19 protein-coding genes and 1 pseudogene are annotated in these 17,984 nt (G+C 70.9%); 15 read left to right on the top strand and 5 right to left on the bottom strand.

Going from position 1 to position 17,984, the window contains the following annotated elements; all coding sequences use genetic code 11:
- The first annotated feature begins 178 nt into the window (after positions 1 to 178).
- Both N6H00_RS01270 and N6H00_RS01265 read left to right on the top strand, forming a co-directional pair.
- The gene (locus N6H00_RS01270) at positions 179 to 601 is read left to right on the top strand and encodes a hypothetical protein (RefSeq protein ID WP_268969615.1); all 423 of its coding nucleotides are present in this window, start codon (positions 179 to 181) and stop codon (positions 599 to 601) included.
- 25 nt (positions 602 to 626) lie between these two features.
- Positions 627 to 2,951, top strand: coding sequence for a glycoside hydrolase domain-containing protein (locus N6H00_RS01265; RefSeq protein ID WP_268969614.1), 2,325 nt, complete (start codon positions 627 to 629; stop codon positions 2,949 to 2,951).
- Positions 2,952 to 3,069: 118 nt separating this feature from the next.
- Here the strand turns inward: N6H00_RS01265 and N6H00_RS01260 are convergent, their stop codons facing one another.
- Together N6H00_RS01260 and N6H00_RS01255 are read right to left on the bottom strand one after the other, a co-directional pair.
- On the bottom strand, positions 3,070 to 3,960 hold the full coding sequence (locus N6H00_RS01260) for a helix-turn-helix domain-containing protein (RefSeq protein ID WP_268969613.1): 891 nt from the start codon (positions 3,958 to 3,960) through the stop codon (positions 3,070 to 3,072).
- Positions 3,957 to 4,796, bottom strand: coding sequence for a peptidoglycan-binding protein (locus tag N6H00_RS01255; protein WP_268969612.1), 840 nt, complete (start codon positions 4,794 to 4,796; stop codon positions 3,957 to 3,959). The genes N6H00_RS01260 and N6H00_RS01255 overlap by 4 nt, the downstream gene beginning before the upstream one ends.
- Positions 4,797 to 5,165: 369 nt before the next feature.
- Between N6H00_RS01255 and rox the strand changes: the two genes are divergently transcribed.
- Positions 5,166 to 6,593 carry a rifampin monooxygenase gene (gene rox / locus N6H00_RS01250; RefSeq protein ID WP_268969611.1) on the top strand — a complete coding sequence of 476 codons (1,428 nt, stop codon included), beginning with the start codon at positions 5,166 to 5,168 and terminating at the stop codon, positions 6,591 to 6,593.
- Positions 6,594 to 6,859: 266 nt separating this feature from the next.
- Here rox and N6H00_RS01245 read toward each other — a convergent pair whose 3' ends face one another.
- Positions 6,860 to 7,399, bottom strand: coding sequence for a YbhB/YbcL family Raf kinase inhibitor-like protein (locus N6H00_RS01245; protein WP_268969610.1), 540 nt, complete (start codon positions 7,397 to 7,399; stop codon positions 6,860 to 6,862).
- Positions 7,400 to 7,585: 186 nt separating this feature from the next.
- Between N6H00_RS01245 and N6H00_RS01240 the strand changes: the two genes are divergently transcribed.
- Both N6H00_RS01240 and N6H00_RS01235 read left to right on the top strand, forming a co-directional pair.
- On the top strand, positions 7,586 to 8,290 hold the full coding sequence (locus N6H00_RS01240) for a GntR family transcriptional regulator (RefSeq protein WP_268969609.1): 705 nt from the start codon (positions 7,586 to 7,588) through the stop codon (positions 8,288 to 8,290).
- 44 nt (positions 8,291 to 8,334) lie between these two features.
- The gene (locus N6H00_RS01235; protein WP_268976822.1) at positions 8,335 to 9,198 is read left to right on the top strand and encodes an SCO6745 family protein; all 864 of its coding nucleotides are present in this window, start codon (positions 8,335 to 8,337) and stop codon (positions 9,196 to 9,198) included.
- A 241-nt stretch (positions 9,199 to 9,439) separates the two neighbouring features.
- Here the strand turns inward: N6H00_RS01235 and N6H00_RS01230 are convergent, their stop codons facing one another.
- A complete protein-coding gene (locus tag N6H00_RS01230) occupies positions 9,440 to 9,670 on the bottom strand; it encodes a hypothetical protein (protein WP_268969607.1) in 231 nt (76 codons plus the stop codon).
- 52 nt (positions 9,671 to 9,722) lie between these two features.
- Complete coding sequence (locus N6H00_RS01225; protein WP_268969606.1) at positions 9,723 to 10,091, bottom strand: carboxylesterase family protein; 369 nt, start codon at positions 10,089 to 10,091, stop codon at positions 9,723 to 9,725.
- Positions 10,092 to 10,306: 215 nt separating this feature from the next.
- Between N6H00_RS01225 and N6H00_RS01220 the strand changes: the two genes are divergently transcribed.
- From N6H00_RS01220 to N6H00_RS01180, 10 genes and pseudogenes are all read left to right on the top strand, one after another.
- Positions 10,307 to 10,462 carry a hypothetical protein gene (locus N6H00_RS01220; protein ID WP_268977288.1) on the top strand — a complete coding sequence of 52 codons (156 nt, stop codon included), beginning with the start codon at positions 10,307 to 10,309 and terminating at the stop codon, positions 10,460 to 10,462.
- A gap of 6 nt (positions 10,463 to 10,468) precedes the next feature.
- Positions 10,469 to 10,876: pseudogene (locus tag N6H00_RS40395) on the top strand (SDR family NAD(P)-dependent oxidoreductase); the annotation flags it as partial.
- On the top strand, positions 10,815 to 11,267 hold the full coding sequence (locus N6H00_RS01215; RefSeq protein ID WP_268976821.1) for an SDR family oxidoreductase: 453 nt from the start codon (positions 10,815 to 10,817) through the stop codon (positions 11,265 to 11,267). The pseudogene N6H00_RS40395 and the gene N6H00_RS01215, both read left to right, overlap by 62 nt.
- A complete protein-coding gene (locus N6H00_RS01210) occupies positions 11,264 to 12,277 on the top strand; it encodes a 2-hydroxyacid dehydrogenase (protein WP_268969605.1) in 1,014 nt (337 codons plus the stop codon). The genes N6H00_RS01215 and N6H00_RS01210 overlap by 4 nt, the downstream gene beginning before the upstream one ends.
- Complete coding sequence (locus tag N6H00_RS01205) at positions 12,274 to 13,308, top strand: sugar kinase (RefSeq protein WP_268969604.1); 1,035 nt, start codon at positions 12,274 to 12,276, stop codon at positions 13,306 to 13,308. Before N6H00_RS01210 ends, N6H00_RS01205 begins: the two co-directional genes overlap by 4 nt.
- An 11-nt stretch (positions 13,309 to 13,319) precedes the next feature.
- A complete protein-coding gene (locus N6H00_RS01200; protein WP_268969603.1) occupies positions 13,320 to 14,072 on the top strand; it encodes an IclR family transcriptional regulator in 753 nt (250 codons plus the stop codon).
- Entirely contained in the window at positions 14,069 to 14,737 is a 669-nt protein-coding gene (locus N6H00_RS01195) for a bifunctional 4-hydroxy-2-oxoglutarate aldolase/2-dehydro-3-deoxy-phosphogluconate aldolase (protein WP_268969602.1), read from the top strand. Before N6H00_RS01200 ends, N6H00_RS01195 begins: the two co-directional genes overlap by 4 nt.
- A gap of 112 nt (positions 14,738 to 14,849) precedes the next feature.
- A complete protein-coding gene (locus N6H00_RS40390; protein ID WP_443072890.1) occupies positions 14,850 to 15,254 on the top strand; it encodes a hypothetical protein in 405 nt (134 codons plus the stop codon).
- A 718-nt stretch (positions 15,255 to 15,972) separates the two neighbouring features.
- Positions 15,973 to 16,902 carry a DMT family transporter gene (locus N6H00_RS01185; protein WP_268969601.1) on the top strand — a complete coding sequence of 310 codons (930 nt, stop codon included), beginning with the start codon at positions 15,973 to 15,975 and terminating at the stop codon, positions 16,900 to 16,902.
- A gap of 121 nt (positions 16,903 to 17,023) precedes the next feature.
- Positions 17,024 to 17,926, top strand: coding sequence for a DMT family transporter (locus N6H00_RS01180; protein WP_268969600.1), 903 nt, complete (start codon positions 17,024 to 17,026; stop codon positions 17,924 to 17,926).
- Positions 17,927 to 17,984 lie beyond the last annotated feature (58 nt).

The following is a 17,984-nucleotide window of genomic DNA, read 5'->3' as shown; positions in this document are numbered from 1 at the left end:
CGGCAGGACAGCGGCGCGAGAGCGCTTTCGTCCAAGCTCGTCATCGAGCGGCCGAGGGACGAGCGGCACCGGAAGCAGATCGCCGGCCGGGCGCTGCCCCAGAACGTCTCGCGCCGCCCCTCTCAGAGCCTCGGACGAAAGGATGGAACCTTCTGTGTATCGGAAGCTGAGGACCGGTGTGCGCAGCACGACCAAGCGCATGACATCGGCCGGAGCACGGATCGCTGTCGCGGCCGTGGCCACGGCCGGTGCGCTCCTGACGTCGCTGGTGGCGGCGCCGTCCGCCTCGGCGGCGGTTCGGTACTGCCCCGGGACCACCGCCTGGTGCGCCCAAGTCACCGGCATCAACTCCGGGTCGCGGCTGTTGATGCGCGTCGACCCCTACTACGGCAGCGAGGTCACCGGCGTCCGCTTCAACGGGGACTGGCTCCACCTGGAGTGCTGGACCACCGGGGACGCTGACGCCGACGGGCACGGCTACCGCTACTGGATGCTGGTGTCCGGAGTCGGGGGCGGTGACCAGCCCATCGGATATGTGAACGACTGGTACCTGGACAGCGGCGGTTACGCGCAGTGGAGCAAGGTCATCAGCCACTGCTGAGACATCCAGGTTCGAAAGGAATCCCGTGGCAGACGAAAAAGTCCTGGAAGCCCAGAGATGGGTGAACTCCACCTACGGCGCCGTTTCCGGGTACACCACGTGCCCGGAGACCGGTAACACCGGGTGGGCCACCATGTACTCCCTCACCCGGGCCCTCCAGCACGAACTCGGCATCACCGCACTGTCCGACAGTTTCGGCCCCACCACCCTGGCCAAGCTCGGCGAGAAGGGCGACATCGGACCGGACTACGGCAACGGAAACATCATCAAGATCCTTCAGTACGGACTCTTCTGCAAGGGGTACTGGGGAGGATCGCGCATCGGCTCCTACGACACCGACACGGAGATCGCCGTCGCGGACCTCGCCGCGAACGCCGGGATCTTCTCCAACGGCTGGGTCCAGCCGAAACTGTTCAAAGCCATTCTGACCATGGACGCCTACGTCCTGACGCAAGGGGGCAGCGAGCGCATACGCGAGATCCAGCAGTGGCTCAACGGCAGGTACGTCGGGAAGTCCACCTATTTCATCGGACCATGCGACGGTCACTACTCCCGTGCCGTCCAGCAGGCGCTGATGAAGGCGATCCAATACGAGCTCGGACTGCCCGAGGACCAGGTCACCGGGAGCTTCGGCCCGGCGACCAGACAAGGATTGCGCGATCACCGGCTCCGCTCGGGAGACTCCGGTGTCTTCGTGGAGCTGTTCAGCGCCGCTTGTGTGTTCAATGGGCAGGTTGGCGGGCACACCGCCTCATTCACCTCCACCTTCGACTCCGGACTCACCGCATATGTCAAGAAGTTCCAGGAATTCTCGCTCCTCGAGAACCATGGCGACGGGGACTTCGCCACCTGGGCGCAACTCCTGGTGTCCACCGGTGACCCGGACCGGACCGTACACGCCTGCGACACCCGATACCCCATCTCCCTGGATCGGGCGCGGGCGCTGAAGAATGCCGGATACGGGGTCGTGGGGCGGTATCTCGACGAGGAGGAGTCCAGCAAGCTCGACAAGGAGATCCAGCCGGGGGAGCTGGACGCCATTTTCGCCGGCGGACTGCGGGTATTCCCCATCTGGCAGTACAACTCCCGGAATCTTTCGAACTTCACCTACCAACAGGGATACCAACACGCGGTGAGAGCCCATGCCCGAGCGGTCGGGTACGGATTCGCCCGGGGCGTCGTCATCTACTTCGCCGTTGACTACGACGCCACCGACGCGGAGATCAGCAGCAACATCGTCCCGTACTTCCACGGCGTCCAGGCCGGTCTCGTCTCGCAGGGCAAGCGGTACATCGCGGGGGTGTACGGCTCGCGCAACGTGTGCATCCGGGTCAGCGACGAGGCTTATACCGCCTGTTCCTTCGTTTCCGGCATGTCCTCGGGATACTCCGGAAACCTGGGCTTTCCACTGCCGTCCAACTGGGCGTTCAACCAGATCCAGGAGATCAAATTCAGCAACGGCGCGGACACCTTCGACCTCGACCGCGACGCCCACCGGCCCGCGGTCGACCCGGGGGTCGGCGCGGACGGCGTCAACGGAGAAGTCGCCACGGTCGAGGCCTTTCTCGATCACGTCGACGCCTTGTACGCGACCGCGGTCAGGTACAACGGCGGCGATCCGAATCTGCGGGTGCTGGAATACCTGCGCCACCCGCGGTACACGACGGGCGTCAACAGATACGGCTGGGAGATACTGATCGGTGATCCCGACTACGAGTGGATCGCCTACGCGGAAGCCAACGGACCGGCCCGCATCCCGACCTACAAGGATCCGGCCTACGGCATCACCATCAACGCCGACCACCTGAGCGCCACCGCCAGCGGCGTCTATCTGAAGGGTCCCGGATCCGGCACCACGGCCGGTCTCGGTGACTTCGCCGGTTGGGGCGGCGACCTGTGCACCTTCTACGCCGACTGGCGCAACGCCGATGCCGCCTACCCCTCCGGCTACGCCTTCTGTAGTGATCGTCTGGCGAAAGTCAACGCGGCCACCAGCTTCTCCCTCGAAGACCTCGTCGACGACGTCGACGGGTACTTCATAGGTCAGGCCCTGCGCCAGGGGGCCAGAATCGACGAAGCCTTTCGCGGCTACCTGAGCGGTGACGCGCCGGTGCGAAGGTTCAGGCGGTTCTTCGCAGAGCGTTACGGGAACAGCGTCGCCGATACGGTCGCCACCGCCCGCTCCATGCTCGTCGACGAGGGCGAATGGAGCGCGCTGCGCCTGGCCGCGATCCGCGTGACCGCATGGGACGCCGTCATGCCCGCGTGGCTGCCTGACGAGAAGCTCGACCCGTTCCTCCAGGGCTATGCCGACACCATCCAGGCACTGGCGGGACCGGGGGACGGCTGACGCAGGACATGGGTCCTCGGGGCCCGGACGGCGCGGGGGCGGACCGTGCCGTCCGGGCGTGCACCACCGGGACCGCGGACCGCCGCCCGGCCGCTTCCGAACCCGCTGCCGTGACCGGTCAGGGGCGGAAACATTCCGGGCGGCCGACGCCCACCGGGTCGAAGCACACCCGCAGTCCGGTGATCTCGCTCGCGTCGACCATGTAGGTGAAGAGGTAAGCCTTGGTGTCGTGGACGTCGGCGACTTCTTCTCGCTGCGACGGGCTGCCGGGAGCCGAGATCTCGATCGCGTCTCCGACCTTCGCATGCCAGAACCGGCCCCATGCCGCCGCGCACACCTTGCTGTACCGGATTTGCACGAAAGCACCGGTCCGGGTGCGGTGCTTGGGCCCGAGCACCTCCGACCGATCGGGCAACGAGCAGTACGTGGGGGCGCCGGAGTCCTTCCCCTCGCACGTCTTCCCCCGGCAACCGACAGGGGGTTCCAGGACGGGGGACGCCAGACTCGTCGCCTGTCCGGCACCCGAGTCCTGCACGGACAGCGCCGTGATCACCGCGGTGGCGGCCAACGCGGCCACTCCCGCGCCGAGGATGAACAGCCACCGGTGCCAAGCCTTGCCAAGCGCGGCCGTGGTGATGCCCGTGGCGCCTGTCGCGGTCGGGGCGGCCGTGGCACTCGGGGCGCCGGCGGCAGCCGGGGCAGGTACGGGCGGCGGCACGGTCGGGGTGGAGGGGGTGGAGGTGGAGGGGGCGTGCCGGGCGCGCCCGCTCCACTCCGCGTCCGCCAGTTCCCACAGCGCCAACAGCCGCCCGGTGGGCTCCTGAGCCAGTGCGCACAGGGCCAGGACGGCTTGCCGGGGCACGGGCTTCTTGCCGTTGAGGTAGCGCTCCCACGAGGACTTGCTGTACGCGGTGCGCTCGGCCAGCGCCGCCAGGCTCAGGCCCGTGCGCGCCCGTACGTCGCGGAGTCCTTCGGCCAGCGCCGCACATTCCGGTGCGGGACCGGTCATTTTCGCAGCACCTGCCAGGTGTCCGGGCCCACGATGCCGTCCTCCGGCAGTCCGGCCTTCTTCTGGAGACGCACCACTGCTGCGATGGTCTGCTGCCCGTAGATCCCGTCGACGACGCCCGGATCCACCTTGTGATGGCGCAGCAGGCACTGGGCCTCCACCACGTCCCAGCCCGGTCCCGCGAGGATGGCGGTGCGCGTGGTGCTGTACCGCGCGGTCAGTCCCCCGCCCACCGCACGGGACCTGCGCACGTCGCAGGGATAGGTCTTGCCCAGCTGGTAGACGTACGGGCCCGGCCCCTCGGTGGCGGTGCCGGTGCTGCCGCTCGGCCGTGGGCTGTCCACGGCCGTCCTCGCCTTCCCGTCTCCGCCGTCGTCGTCGCCCCAGGGCGCGGCGATCAGCATTCCGGCGCCCATCCCCACGAGCGCGGCGGCCACGACGGCGGCGAGGGCGATGGGCCTGCGCACCCCTGGCGGCCGCTCGGCCCCCACCGCCATGCGCCGTTCCTCCTTCTCCGCCGCCTGCTCGCCGCCGTCCTGCGCGGCGGCCGCCGGGGACCGGGCCTCTCGCTGCTGCCACGCTTGCTCGGCCATCTCGTGCAGGACGAGCACCTGGGTCGGCTCCGCCCCGACGACCCGCGCCAGTGCCTCCACTGCCTGCCGTGGCGGCAGCGCCTTCCCGTTGAAGTAGCGCTCCCAGGAGGCGCGGCTGTATCCGGTCTTGGACTCAAGCGATACCAGGCTCAGCCCGCTGCGGTCCTTCAGCCGGCGCAACTGGATGATCAGTTTCCGCACCCGCTCGTCGAGCGAATCCGGTAATTCCTTCCAACGCGGCATGCTCCACCCCATACGCGTCGAGTTCCGTGAGGCTCAGTATCCGCCTCCCGCGTCCTGCGGTGCGCCGCTTCACTTTCCTCGGGTAGCGGCGATTCGGCCATGGGGTGACTCCATGTCAGCCCCCTTCGCTGCCGACTGCATCCGCGCCGTACGGGGCGCGTCACCGCTTCGGGAGGAGGCCGACCGTCCACAGCGGACGGCAAAAGACAAAAGGCGGACGGCAAAAGACAAAGGCAAGGAGCGTTGTGCACTCCTTGCCACTCTCAACGTATAGCGCACGGGGGGCCTTGCGGCAAGGCCCCGGCGGTGCTGCACACTCTCCGGCCGGAGCAGCTGGCTGAAATGCAACCGTGGTCAAGGGGGGGTTTGATGATTGACGTGATCGTGGTCGGCGGCGGACCGACCGGTTTGATGCTGGCCTGTGAAGTGCGGCTGCACGGTGTGCACGTGGTGGTGCTGGAGAAGTTGACCGAGCCCACCGGGCAGTCCCGCGGACGCGGTCTGCACGCGCGCAGCGTCGAGCTGATGGACCAGCGCGGCCTGCTGGACCGGTTCCTCGCGGTCAGTGAGAAGTTCCAGGCCGGCGGTCTCTTCGGCGGCATCGTCAAGCCGTGGCCGGACCGGTTGGACACGGCTCACCCGTACGGCCTCGCCACCCCGCAGTCGGTCACCGAGCGGCTGTTCAACGAGCGTGCCCTCGAACTCGGTGCCGAGATCCGGCGCGGCTGCGAGGTGGCCGGGCTGAGCCAGGACGAGGACGGGGTGACCGTGGAGCTGGCGGACGGCACGCGGCTGCGCTCGCGCTACCTCGTCGGGTGCGACGGCGGCCGCAGCACGGTGCGCAAGCGGCTCGGTGTCGGTTTCCCCGGTGAGCCCGCCCAGGTGGAGACGCTGCTGGGGGATATGGAGGTGACCGAGGATCCGGCGACGGTCGCGGCCGTCGTAGCAGAGGTCCGCAGGACCCAGCTGCGGTTCGGCGCCATCCCCGAAGGGGACGGGGTGTACCGCCTCATCGTGCCCGCCGACGGTGTGGCCGAGGACCGTGCGACCGCCCCGACCTTCGAGGAGTTCAAGCGACAGCTGCGGGCCGTCGCGGGCACCGACTTCGGGGTGCACTCGCCGCGTTGGCTGTCCCGGTTCGGCGACGCCACCCGGCAGGCCGAGCGCTACCGGGTCGGCCGGGTGCTGCTGGCCGGCGACGCGGCGCACATCCACCCGCCGACCGGCGGGCAGGGGCTCAACCTCGGCATCCAGGACGCGTTCAACCTCGGCTGGAAGCTGGCCGCCGAGGTGGGCGGCTGGGCGCCGGAGGGGCTGCTGGACAGTTATCACACCGAACGGCACCCGGTGGGCGCCGGCGTACTGGACAACACCCGTGCGCAGATCACCCTGTTGGGGACCGATCCGGGTGCGACCGCGCTGCGGGAGCTGTTCTCGAAGCTGATGGACTTCGAGGAGGTGAACCGGTACGTGACCGAGATGATCACCGCGGTCGGGGTCCGCTACGACTTCGGTGAGGGTCACGAACTGCTCGGCGGGCGGATGCGGGACGTACGGCTGAAGCGGGGGCGCCTGTACGAGCTGATGCACGGCGGGCGCGGACTGCTGCTCGACCGGACCGGCCGGCTCTCGGTGGCGGGCTGGGCGGACCGGGTCGATCACGTCGTCGACGTCAGTGAGGAACTCGATGTGCCCGCGGTGCTGCTGCGGCCGGACGGCCATGTGGCATGGGCCGGTGAGGACCAGCGGGATCTGCTCGGCCGGATGCCCGAGTGGTTCGGCGCCGCCGTGAGCTGAGGGCGCGGTCCGCCCCACGAGGGCGAGCCGATCCAGGACAGCCCAGGGCGACGTCTTCCCGGCCCGGGGCTGAGCCGCGGTCACGATGTGGTCGCTCCGTCGCGGCGCCCCGAACCCGGCCGCAGGGCACCGCGCGGTCTACCGCCGCCCGCGCCGGGAGGGGCGCCGCGGCCTGGTCACGGGGGCCTCGCGGTTGCCGCGACGGGGACGGTCCGGGAGCGCGATCCTCCACCCCAGCGGTCGAGGACCCTCCCCGTCGCTGTTCGTCAGGCGGGGGTTTCGGCGGTGACGGTCAGGACCGCGCGGCCGAGGATGTGGGCGGCCATGGTGAAGCCGAGGACGGCCGGGGTGGCGTCGGCCGGGACACCGATGGACTCGACGTCGAGGGCGTGCACCACGATGAAGTAGCGGTGCGGGCCGTGCCCGGCCGGCGGGGCGGCCCCGATGAAGCGGGCCGCGCGGGCGTCGTTGGGCAGGTGGTAGGCGCCGTCGGGCAGGCCGGAGCCGGTGTCGTCACCGGCGCCCTCGGGCAGTTCGGTGACGGTGGCGGGGATGTCGGCGACCGCCCAGTGCCAGAACCCGGATCCGGTGGGGGCGTCGGGGTCGTAGACGGTGACGGCGTAGCTCTTGGTGCCTTCCGGGGCGCCGCTCCAGGACAGCTGCGGGGAGATGTCCTTGCCGCCGGGGACGCCGGAGATACCGGAGAACTGCTCGAGCGGCCAGGCGGCGCCGTCGGTGACGGTGGTGCTGGTAACGGTGAAGGAGGCCGCCTCGGGGAGGCGGGCGAAGGGGTCGTTGGCGCTCATGGCGTCGTTCCTTTCAGGCCGTGCTGTGGGTGGGCGTGATGCCCGGCCGTGCCGTGGGTGGCGGTGACGCGGTCGGCGAAGGGCCCGCGACGTGGCGTGGCGGTATCGCCGTCATCACCTGCCTCGACTATGGATCGACCATAGCAGCAATAATCGATTATCGAGACGATCATCTATCCTGGGTGCATGACCCAGACAACCCACACCTCGACCCCACCGGGGAAGCGGATGCTCTCCGAGCAGGTCTACGCACATCTGCGGGACGCGATCATGCGCGGGGACTACGCCCCCGGCGACGCCCTCAAACCGCAGGACCTCGCCAAGGAACAGGGCGTGAGCCTCGCCGTCGTGCGCGAGGCGCTCGTGCGGGTGGTCGGCGAGGGCCTCGCCGACCGGCTGCCCAACCGCGGTTTCGCCGTCCCGGCCTTCTCCGATCGCCGCTGGCAGGAGATCGCGGAGGCTCGCCGGACCATCGAACCGGTCGTGCTGCGCATGTCCGTCGAGCGCGGCGATCTCGACTGGGAGACCCGCGTGCGGGCCGCCCACCACCGTCTGGTCCGCACCCCGCCGTACGTGCCGGAGGAGGGCGCGCACTACAGCGGCGCGTGGTCCGAGGCGCACCGGGTCTTCCACCGCACCCTGCTGGAGGGGTGCGGCAATCCGGTCCTGCTGGAGACCTTCGACCGGATGTGGACCGCGAGCGAGCTGGCCCGCCGCTGGTCGGCGCACCGCAACCCCGACCGGGACGGCGCCGCCGAGCACCGTCGGCTGGAGGAGGCGGCGCTGGCCCGCGACGCCGACACCGCGGCCGAGGTACTGGCCCAGCACCTCACCATGACCGCGGCCGTGCTGACCGGCCGTACCCACCACGAATCCGCGGAGGACATCTGATGCACCTCGCCGACCTGGCCGGACGGCCGCACCTGAGCTGCGGCATGACGTCGTACGAGGCGAGCGCCGGCCGCCACTGCCACGACGCCGTCGGTCCCCTGCACTCATGCGTGTACTTCGCGCCGGAGTGGCAGGACGAACTCGCGGCGCTCGGGCTGGAGCGCGGCGCCATGGCCTACTTCGCGGGCCGCGCGGCCCCGCTCGGGGCGGTGGGCGCGGGCACCGTCACGGCGACGTTCTACAACTTCAACCCCGCGCACGTGGAGCGGTACATCCCCGCCGCGTGGGCGCTCGCCACACCGGAGGCGGTGCTCGCGGCCCGGCTGCGCGGCGCGGACAGAACACTGCGACGGCTGCTCGGGGAGGAGGCCCTCACCTCGAAGGAGATGGCCGAGGCGGCCGAGTTGGCGATGCGGGCCACCGAGGCGTGCCGCCGAGAGGCGCGCCCGCTGTACGCCGCCAACGCCGACCTGCCCGTGCCCGGGGAACCGCATCTGACCCTGTGGCACGCCGCGACACTGCTGCGCGAGCACCGGGGTGACGGTCACCTCGCCGCCCTGGCGGTCGCCGGCCTGTCCGGGATCGAGGCGCTGGTCCTGCACAACGCCACCGGCAAGGCGCCGACATCGGCGCTGTTCATGCGGACTCGCGGGTGGTCCGCCCGGCAGTGGGCCGACGCCCGGGACGGGTTGCGCGAGCGCGGTCTGCTGGACGAGGCGGGGGAGCTCACCAAGGCGGGCGCGGCCCTGCGCGGTGAGGCCGAGGTGCTCACCGACCGCCTCGACGCCGCCCCGTACGACCACCTCGGTGCGGCCGCCACCGCGCGCCTGACCGAGCTGGCCGGCGGCTTCACCGCAACCCTCAGGGCGGCGGGTGCCTTCCCCGCGGTGCACTTCGGCAAGGGCTGAGGCCGGAACCGGGAGCCGGGTGGTGTCGCCCTGGAGGCCGACACCACCCGGCTTCGACTCCCGTTGCGCATTAGTGTCGCCAGACTGCGGAGTTTTCGCGGTGACTGACCCTCTTGATGTTGCGACAAGTGTCGACAGTATGGTCCCGTCAAGCCTCATAAGAGGAGAACCGCCATACATGCCGGTCATCTGCTCGGCATGCCCTGAGCCGACCCGCGGAGTGGGCACGTCTTCCGTCGGTTCATCCGTCGTTTCTCACCGCCTCCGACAGCACGCGTGCCGGTCGGCCATGCCCGATGTCGGCGGGCAGCTCCACGCGTTGCCGGAGGGCGCCGAGCAGGCTGTTCCAGCCGTCCGCGAGGGGTGGGCTGTGCAGCAGCATCCGGTCCACAGGGCGCAGGGTGCCCCCGCGCCGACCGCGGATCCGGTCCGCGATGTCCCCGGCGCCGTCGGTTCCCGGGAGTCGTGCCACGGGATGTTCCTTTCTCGTGAGGAGGAGGCGGCCTCAGAAGAGGGGACGCCGGTCAATCCGGCCGCGCGGGTGCCCGCAGCACGGCCTGGTGCACGGTGTCGCCGAACACCAGGGCGGGGGTCTCGTCGGGGCCGGTGAACCGCGGCCAGTGGGGCAGGCCGCCGCCGTTCGGATCGCCGGAGGTGACGAAGCGCGCCCAGGCGTCGGCCATGACGGCTGCCAGACGCCGGTCGGTGTCCTGCCACGGCCAGGTGGGGCGCTGCGCCAAGTTGTCCAGTACGTAGGGGAGTCCGGCCGTGTGATAGACGCCGAGGTCGGGCAGACCGGGCGGCAGCGCGGGCCGGCGGGCGAAGCGGTACATCCAGGTGGGCGAGGTCGATGTGGCCTGGTGAGTGCGGGCCCAGTGCCATACGGGACCCACGAACCGGGTCCACCCCGACCGGCTCCCCGCGGCACAACGGACCCTGTACGAGGAGATCACCGGCGGTCCGCGCGCGGCCGGCCACCAGCTGTTCCCGCTCACCGACGCCGAGGGCCGCCTGAACGGGCCGTTCAACGCCATGCTGTCCAGCCACCGGCTGGATACGCGCTGCCGTCCCGTTGACATGTTAAGCACAAGCACCCTAGTTTTTGCATATGCTGCCACGATGTTGCAAATGTTGCAACACGATCGTTGCGACCCTGCCGGTCACCACCTTCCCGCTCGCCCGGAGCCAGGACGCCTTTCACGCCGTGGGACAGGGCGAGGGCAGCGTCAAGATCCTCATCAACCCGCACCACAACGGAAGCTGAACACCCGTGCCCGCACCCACGCGAACCGCCCCCACCCGCGCACCCGGCGCCTGGGTCGTCGGAGGCACCAGCGGAATCGGCCGCGCCACGGCCGAACGCCTGGCCCGCGACGGCTACGTCGTCGCCGTCTCCGGACGGCGCAGGGAACTGCTGGAGGAGGTGGTCCGGGACATCGCGGCCCAAGGCGGCCGGGCCCACGCCATCCCGGTCGACGTCACGGACGCCGCCTCCGTCGCAGCCGCCTACGCCGACATCGACGCCGTACTCGACGGCCCCCTGGAACTCCTGGTGTGCTCGGCCGGCACCAACGTCCGCAACCGCTGGTGGTCCGACCTCACCCCCGCCGACTTCGATCAGGTCGTCGACACCAACCTCAACGCGGTCACCCGCTGCGCCCTCACCGTGCTCCCCGGCTTTCCGGCACAAGGGCTTCGGACAGGTCGTCATCGTGTCCTCCTGGGCCGGATGGCAGTACATGTCCGCCGCCGGAGCCGCCTACAGCGCCAGCAAGACGGCCCTGGGAGCCCTCGTACAAACCCTCAACGACCAGGAAGGACGTTCCGGAATCCGGGCCACCCACCTGTGTCCCGGCGAGGTCGTCACCGACATCCTGCGCACCCGGCCCGTCCCCCCGTCCGAGGAGGAGATGGCGCGCATGCTCGACCCCGACGACGTGGCCGAAGCCGTCAGCTGGCTGGCGGGCCTGCGCGCGAAGGTATGCGTCAACGAACTCGTCCTCACCCCCGTCCACAACCGCATGTACGTCGACACCAGCGCCTGCCCGCCCCCGGAGGCCCGAGCGTGACCGCCCAGCTGACCGCCGTGGTCACCGACGACAACGTCTGGCCCTGGCTGCGCGAGGACACCACATTCGCCGACCACGGCGTCGATGCGCGCTTCGTGCCCCTGACCGACACCCAACGCCTGAAGCGGCACCTGGCCACCGCCGACACCTGCGTCAGCGTGTTCTTCCCCGCGGACCTCGCCCGAAGCGCCGGACACCGGCTGCGGCTGCTGCAGATCACCGTGGCCGGCACCGACCAGATCGCCTGGCAGGATCTCCCCGCCACGGTCACGGTGGCCAACTCCTTCGGCCACGGCCGATCCGTCGCCGAACACGTACTGATGACCGTGCTGGCCGCCCGCAGACACCTGTTGTGGCACGATGCGCGGCTGCGCCGGGGACACTGGCACAGCCGGCTGGCCGACCCCGAGGCACCCACCTTTCGCACCCTTCCCGGCACCACCGCCGGAATCGTGGGACTCGGCCACATGGGACGGTCCATCGCGCGGCTGTGCTCGGCGGTCGGCATGCGCCCCATCGGCATCCGGCGCTCGGCGGCCGAACGCAGCACCGACGACCCCGACCTCGCCTGGGTGGACGGACCCCACGCCCTGCCCGACCTCCTCGGCGAAAGCGCCGTCCTGGTGCTGGCCTGCCCCCTGGACGACACCACCCGCCACCTGATCGGTGCCACCGAACTGGACCTGCTCGGACCCGACGCACTCCTGGTCAACGTCGGCCGCGGAGCACTGGTCCAGGAACGGTGCCTGTACGAGGCACTGCGCACCCGGCGGCTGGGCGCGGCAGCGCTCGACGTCTGGACGACACCGGCCGGCCCCGCACCCACCCCGCCCTCACCCCTGCCCTTCCACGAACTCACCAACGTGATCATGACACCGCATTACTCCGCCACCGCGGAGGACACCTACCGCGACCGGGCAAGGGAAGTCGCCGACAACCTCACGCGCCTGGCCACACGACGGCCACTGCGCAACGTGATCCGCACCGGGGAAGCGGAGGCCACCCGATGAACCGGACCCACCCGATGAACCGGACCCACCCGGTCAACCGGACCCGCCCGCACACCACCGACGCCCTCACCATCGGCGAGACCATGGTGATGGTCACCCCTCAGGAAGGCGGCCGGCTCGACGCCGAGTCCAGCTTCGTCCTGAGGCCCGGCGGTGCCGAGTCCAACGTCGCCGCCCTCCTCGCCGAACTCGGTCACCCCACGCACTGGGCCGGCGCCCTGGGCACCGACCGGCTCGGCGACATCGTCACCACCGTACTGTCCCGTCACGGAGTGGACACCTCTCTGGTGCGCCGCGACCCCCACCGCCCGACCGCCGTCTACTTCAAGGACCCCACGCCGCAGGGCACACAGGTCGCCTACTACCGCGGCGGATCGGCGGCCACCGGCCTGAGCACCGCCGACCTCCCGGCATGGACCAGCCTCAGCCCCCGCGTCGTCCACCTGTCCGGCGTGCTGCCGGCCCTCTCACCGAGCTGCGCCGAACTCACCCGCCACATCGTGTTCGACCGCCCCTGGCCCAACACACCCGTCAGCTTCGACGTCAACCACCGCCCCGTACTGTGGCAGCGCGCGGGTGACGGCCCCCCGGCCCCCGGTGAGCGGGCCGCGGACACGCTGTACGACCTCGCCCAGCACAGTGACATCGTCTTCGTCGGGCGAGACGAGGCCGCCGCACTGTGGGGCACCACCGACGCCGAGAGCGTCCGCGCCCTGATCGACAAGCCGGAACACCTCATCGTGAAGGACGCCGCCGTCGAGGCGGTCTCCTTCACCGGCGCCGGCACCGTACGGATGCCCTCCCGCCGGGTCCGCGTCGTCGACCCGGTCGGCGCAGGAGACGCCTTCGCGGCCGGCTGGCTGAGTGGCTGGCTCCACGGACAGCGGGAGAGCCTGCGGCTGGGACTCGGACACTATGCCGCCTCGCGGGTCCTCGCGTCCGCCTCCGATCTGACGACACTCCCGGCGGCCGGGGACGTCATCACCTTGCTGGAGGATGAGTCCGGCAGCAGCTCCCAGGACAGGAACTGAGGAACCCCTTCATGTCGCAGACCGTCGCCCGCGCCATCGACATCATCGGCTTCGTCTCCCACCAGCCGCGCTCGCTCAACGATGTCGCCGAACACCTCGGTGTACACAAGTCGACGGCTCTGCGACTCCTCCAGACCCTGGAGGAGGCCGGATTCGTCCGCAAGGACGCCGGTGGCCACTACGCCATGGGCTTCCAGCTCATCGCCTACGGCCAGCTCGCTCTCGACCAGGTCGAGGCGCGCTCCCTGGCCCACCCCGTCCTCCAGGAACTGGCCGCGCGGTACGGCCACACGGTCCATCTCGGTGAACTCGTCGGCGACCGCGTCGTCTACGTCGACAAGGTCGACGGCAAGGGCACCGTGGCCATGGGCTCCCGCATCGGCCTCCAGGCCCAGACCCACACCGCCGGCGTCGCCAAGGTGATCACCGCGTACCAGGACCCGGCGGCGCAGGAACGCATCCTCGACCAGGCCACGTTCGAGCGCTACACCGACACCACACACACCAGCCGCGAGTCCCTCGTCGCGGATCTGCGGGAGACCCGCGCCCGCGGCTGGGCGGAGGACAACGGCGAACACGAGGGCTACATCAACTGCGTCGCCGTGCCCGTCTTCGACGCCCGGGGCAAGGTCACCCATGGCATCTCCGTCACCGCCCTGGCCGCGGTCGCCCCGCTCGCCGAACTCCGCGGCCATCTCGACGAATTCCGCTCGGCCGCCCAGCAGATCAGCACCGAACTGGGCTGGAAAGGAAACACCCCATGACCGCCGCCGACCTCAGCAACGGCTTCTTCGCCCGGCACCTGGCCGCCATCCCCGTGATCGGCATCTTCCGCGGCCAGGACCCGGCCACCACCGTCGAACTGTGCCGCCGCGCCTGGGACTTCGGCGTCACACTCGTCGAAATCCCCGTACAGTCCGAATCGGCCCTGCCCTCCCTGGAGGCCGCCGTCGAAGCGGCCCGCGCCCACGGCAAGCAGGTCGGGGCCGGCACGGTCACCACCGCGCGACGCCTGCGGCAGGTCCAGGACATCGGCGCCGCCTTCACCGTGGCCCCCGGTCTGCATCCGGAGGTCGTCGAGGCCTCCGCCCAGGCCCGGCTGCCCCACCTGCCGGGCGTCGCCACCGCCACCGACATCGCCAACGCCACCGCCACCGGCCTGACCTGGCTCAAGGCGTTCCCCGCGGAGCAGCTCGGCACGGGCTGGATCACCGCGCACCGCGCGCCGTTCCCCGATGTGCACTTCGTCGCCACCGGAGGCATCGGTGCGCACAACGCCGCCGGCTTCCTGTCGGCAGGGTGCGCCGCCGTCGCCGTGGGGTCGGCGCTGGCCGACCCCGCCGCCCTTCCCCGGCTGCGGGAGGCGGTGAGCCCCGTGCGACGAGAAACACCGTCCTACACGGCAGGGCCCCGCTCACCCCTGTCCTGACCGCCGCGGGAACCTCCCGCCCCCGAGAGCCGCACCAGCCGCACCCCCGGACAGCGGCGTCGCACTGCACTTCAACGGTGAGATCCGCAAGGCGATCCTGAAGAGAGTCCCCATGACCCACACACCCTCCGCGCCCGAAGTCGACCTGAAAGCCATCAGACGAGTCGTCGTCGCCAGTTCCATCGGCACCGTCATCGAGTGGTACGACTTCGCCCTGTACGGCGTGGCATCAGCGCTGGTCTTCGGACCGCTCGTCGAGACCCGCTACCGCTTCACCGCGATCGCCTTCTCCCGTGAGCTGAACGTGATGGTCCTGGGAGGCACCACCCCCTTCATCGCCACCGCGCTCGTGGCCGTGGCCGACGGGCCCTGGCTGGTCGTCGGCTTCGTCATCGCCTGCCAGGCACTGACGGTGCTGGGCCTCGCCCTGGCCCGCTCACCGCGCACCCGCGCCGAGCGAGAGGACTCCGGGGAGCTCGACGGTGCGGACCGCACGGCACTCGCCTCGAGAACCTGAGAACCCAGCGTCCCGGCCGGCCTGCCGGCCGGGACTGCCCGCCGACGATCACGTACGCGGCGCCCATGAGGTGTGCCAGGTGTGCCACGATCATGCCGGCCGGCCCGGCCCCGCTGACGATCACCGCTCCCGGCGACCGCGTAGCCCGCGCGTTGCAGAGCGTGCACCGCGACCCCGGCAGGCTCCGGCAGGGCGCCGGTCTCCAGCGGGACGGTGTCCGGCAGGGGGACGCAGATGTCCTGCGGCACGGCGACCCGACCACGCCCAGGGTGACCATGGTCGGGAAGGGCTCCGTCCAGGATCGCCCGCGCGGCGGCCGCCCTCGTCGAGGGCGGCCGCCGCCGTCGGCATCGGCACCGGTACCACCTGCGCCGCTGTCGCCGCGCAATGCGCGCACCGGGACGACCTGACAGTGATCAGCGCCGCGCAGGAGCGGCCGCACGTCCACCTCGACGTCCTGATCCTCGGCTGCGGGGGCCTGTCCGCCGAATGACACTGGGCGACCTCTCGCTCGCCGACGTCCTGGTCACCGACCGGACACCTCCGCCGCACCCGCGGGAGGCGTCGTCGCCCCGGAGTGACACCGCAGCGGCCCAGCCCGGCGGGGACCGCCCGCCGGGGAGCCCGGGTGGCCGCGGGCCCGTAGATTGGAGGCATCCCCCGCACCGGGGGCGGGCTCCCCGGGGAGGTACGGCTCCAGCGTCACGAGGTGCACTTCATGGCCGTGCTGACGTACGTGTTGTCGGTGCTGGCGGCATGCGCCAACGCCGTGGCGTCGGTGCTGCAACGGAAGGCGAACCGGGAAGTCCCTGTCGAGTTCGAGCTGAAGCCGCAGCTGATCACGCAGCTGCTGCGCCGCCCGGTGTGGGTGGCCGGGGTGCTGGGGGTGATCGCGGGATTCCTGCTCCAGGCGGCGGCGCTGCACCGCGGGCAGCTGTCCGTGGTGGCACCGATCCTCGCCTTCGAACTGCCCCTGACCCTGATGATCGCGGCACGCGTTTTCCACGCGCCGCTGCGGCACCGCGAGTGGGCCGCCTGCCTGGGGATGTCGGCCGGACTGGCCGCGGTCCTGTACTTTCTGGCCCCCTCTTCGGGCCCACCCGGATCCGTGCCGTGGCAGGTCTGGCTGATGGCGACCGGCGCCACGGAGGCGTTGACGCTCGCGGCGTTCGAGTGGGCACGCCGCGGTGACATCGCGACGGACCAGCGTGTGGGCAGCGCCCGGCGGGCGGCGGGGTTCGGACTGGCCGCGGGGTGCCAGTTCGGGATGACGGCCGCGTTCGTCAAGGCGATGACGCTCCGGCTGGGGCACGGCATCGGGGCCGTCCTGACCGGGTGGGAGGTCTACGCGATGGCCGTCTCCGGCCTGGTGGCGATGTTCCTGCTCCAGTCGGCGATGCATGCCGGGCGCCTGATCGCCGCCCAGCCCGCTCTCACGCTGTCCGATCCGCTCGTCTCCGTCATGTGGGCGGTCGCGGTGTTCGGCGAGCGGGTGCGGGGCGGCACATATCTGCTGCTCGCGATGGCCGGCGGTGCGCTGCTGGCCTTCTCCGTGCTCGTGCTGGCACGCTCCGACCTGCTGGGCGACGGGGACCTTCCCTCCGTCACACCATCGAGGGACGGTCACCGGCAACCGGGCGAAAGATAGCCGAGGAGGGGCACGGCGAGGCATCCGCCGCGCGGTCGCGGGGTACCTCCCGTGTGCCGACGTGGGCGGACAGTCCGCTGCGCCGGGCGGCGAGTAACTCCATCGAACGGGATGTGGCAGCGTGGTCTACGCGTACGGACTCACCGCCGCCTGCCTGCTCGGACTGGGTTTCGTGCTGCAGCAGCACGCGGCGCAGAGCGCGCCCCTGGCCGACTTGCTGTCCTTCCGGCTGCTCCTCGACCTGCTCCATGACCGGGTGTGGCTGGCCGGCATCGGCTGCATGGTGGTCGGCCAGATCTTCGGGGCGCTGGCACTCGCCCAGGGCGATGTGTCCATGGTCGAGCCGCTGCTGGCCACCAATCTGCTGTTCGCCATGGCCCTGGCCCGGCGGCTCAGCGGTCAGAGTCTGGGCTGGTCGGGATGGGCGGGCGTGGTGCTGCTCAGCGGTGGGGTGGCGGCGTTCATGCTGGCCGGCCGGCCGGCCGGCGGCTCCAGGGCGGAGATCGGCGCGCTGCGGTTCTGGCTGGTCTTCGGCGGTGTGCTGGCCACGGCGCTCGCGCTGGTCGTGGTCGCTCGCCATCTGCGCCTGGCGGAGGAGCCGCCGTTCCTGGCTGCCGCGGCGGGTGTGCTGTACGGCCTACAGGACGCGCTGACCCGGATGTCGAGCGAGTTGTTCGGCGCCGGCGGTGTGATGGCGGTGGTGACGAGCTGGCAGCCCTACACGATCGTCGCGCTCGCGGTGACCGGGCTCATGCTGGTGCAGAGCGCTTTCGAGACCGGTCCGCTGCGGATGTCCCTGCCGGGCCTCACCGCGGCCGAGCCCCTGGCCGGGATCGTCTGCGGCGTCGGCTTCCTCGGCGACCGGCTGCGTCTCGACCCTGCCGCGCTGGCCTGGCAGGCGGGGGGTCTGCTCGCCGTGGTGGCGGGGGTCGTCGTGCTCGGCCGCCACCCGGCGATGCCGTCCGGGGTCCGGCCGGCAGATGCTGGTCCACGTGGCGGCGGAGATCCGCGGGGAGAGGGGTGAGGGACATCGCGTCCCGCGCGACCACCGCTCCCGGCCCGTCGAAGGCGCCGTCGAACAG

It is taken from the genome of Streptomyces sp. S465, from assembly GCF_026898115.1.
Lineage (GTDB): Bacteria > Actinomycetota > Actinomycetes > Streptomycetales > Streptomycetaceae > Streptomyces > Streptomyces luomodiensis.
This window is presented reverse-complemented; position numbering and strand designations above follow the sequence as displayed.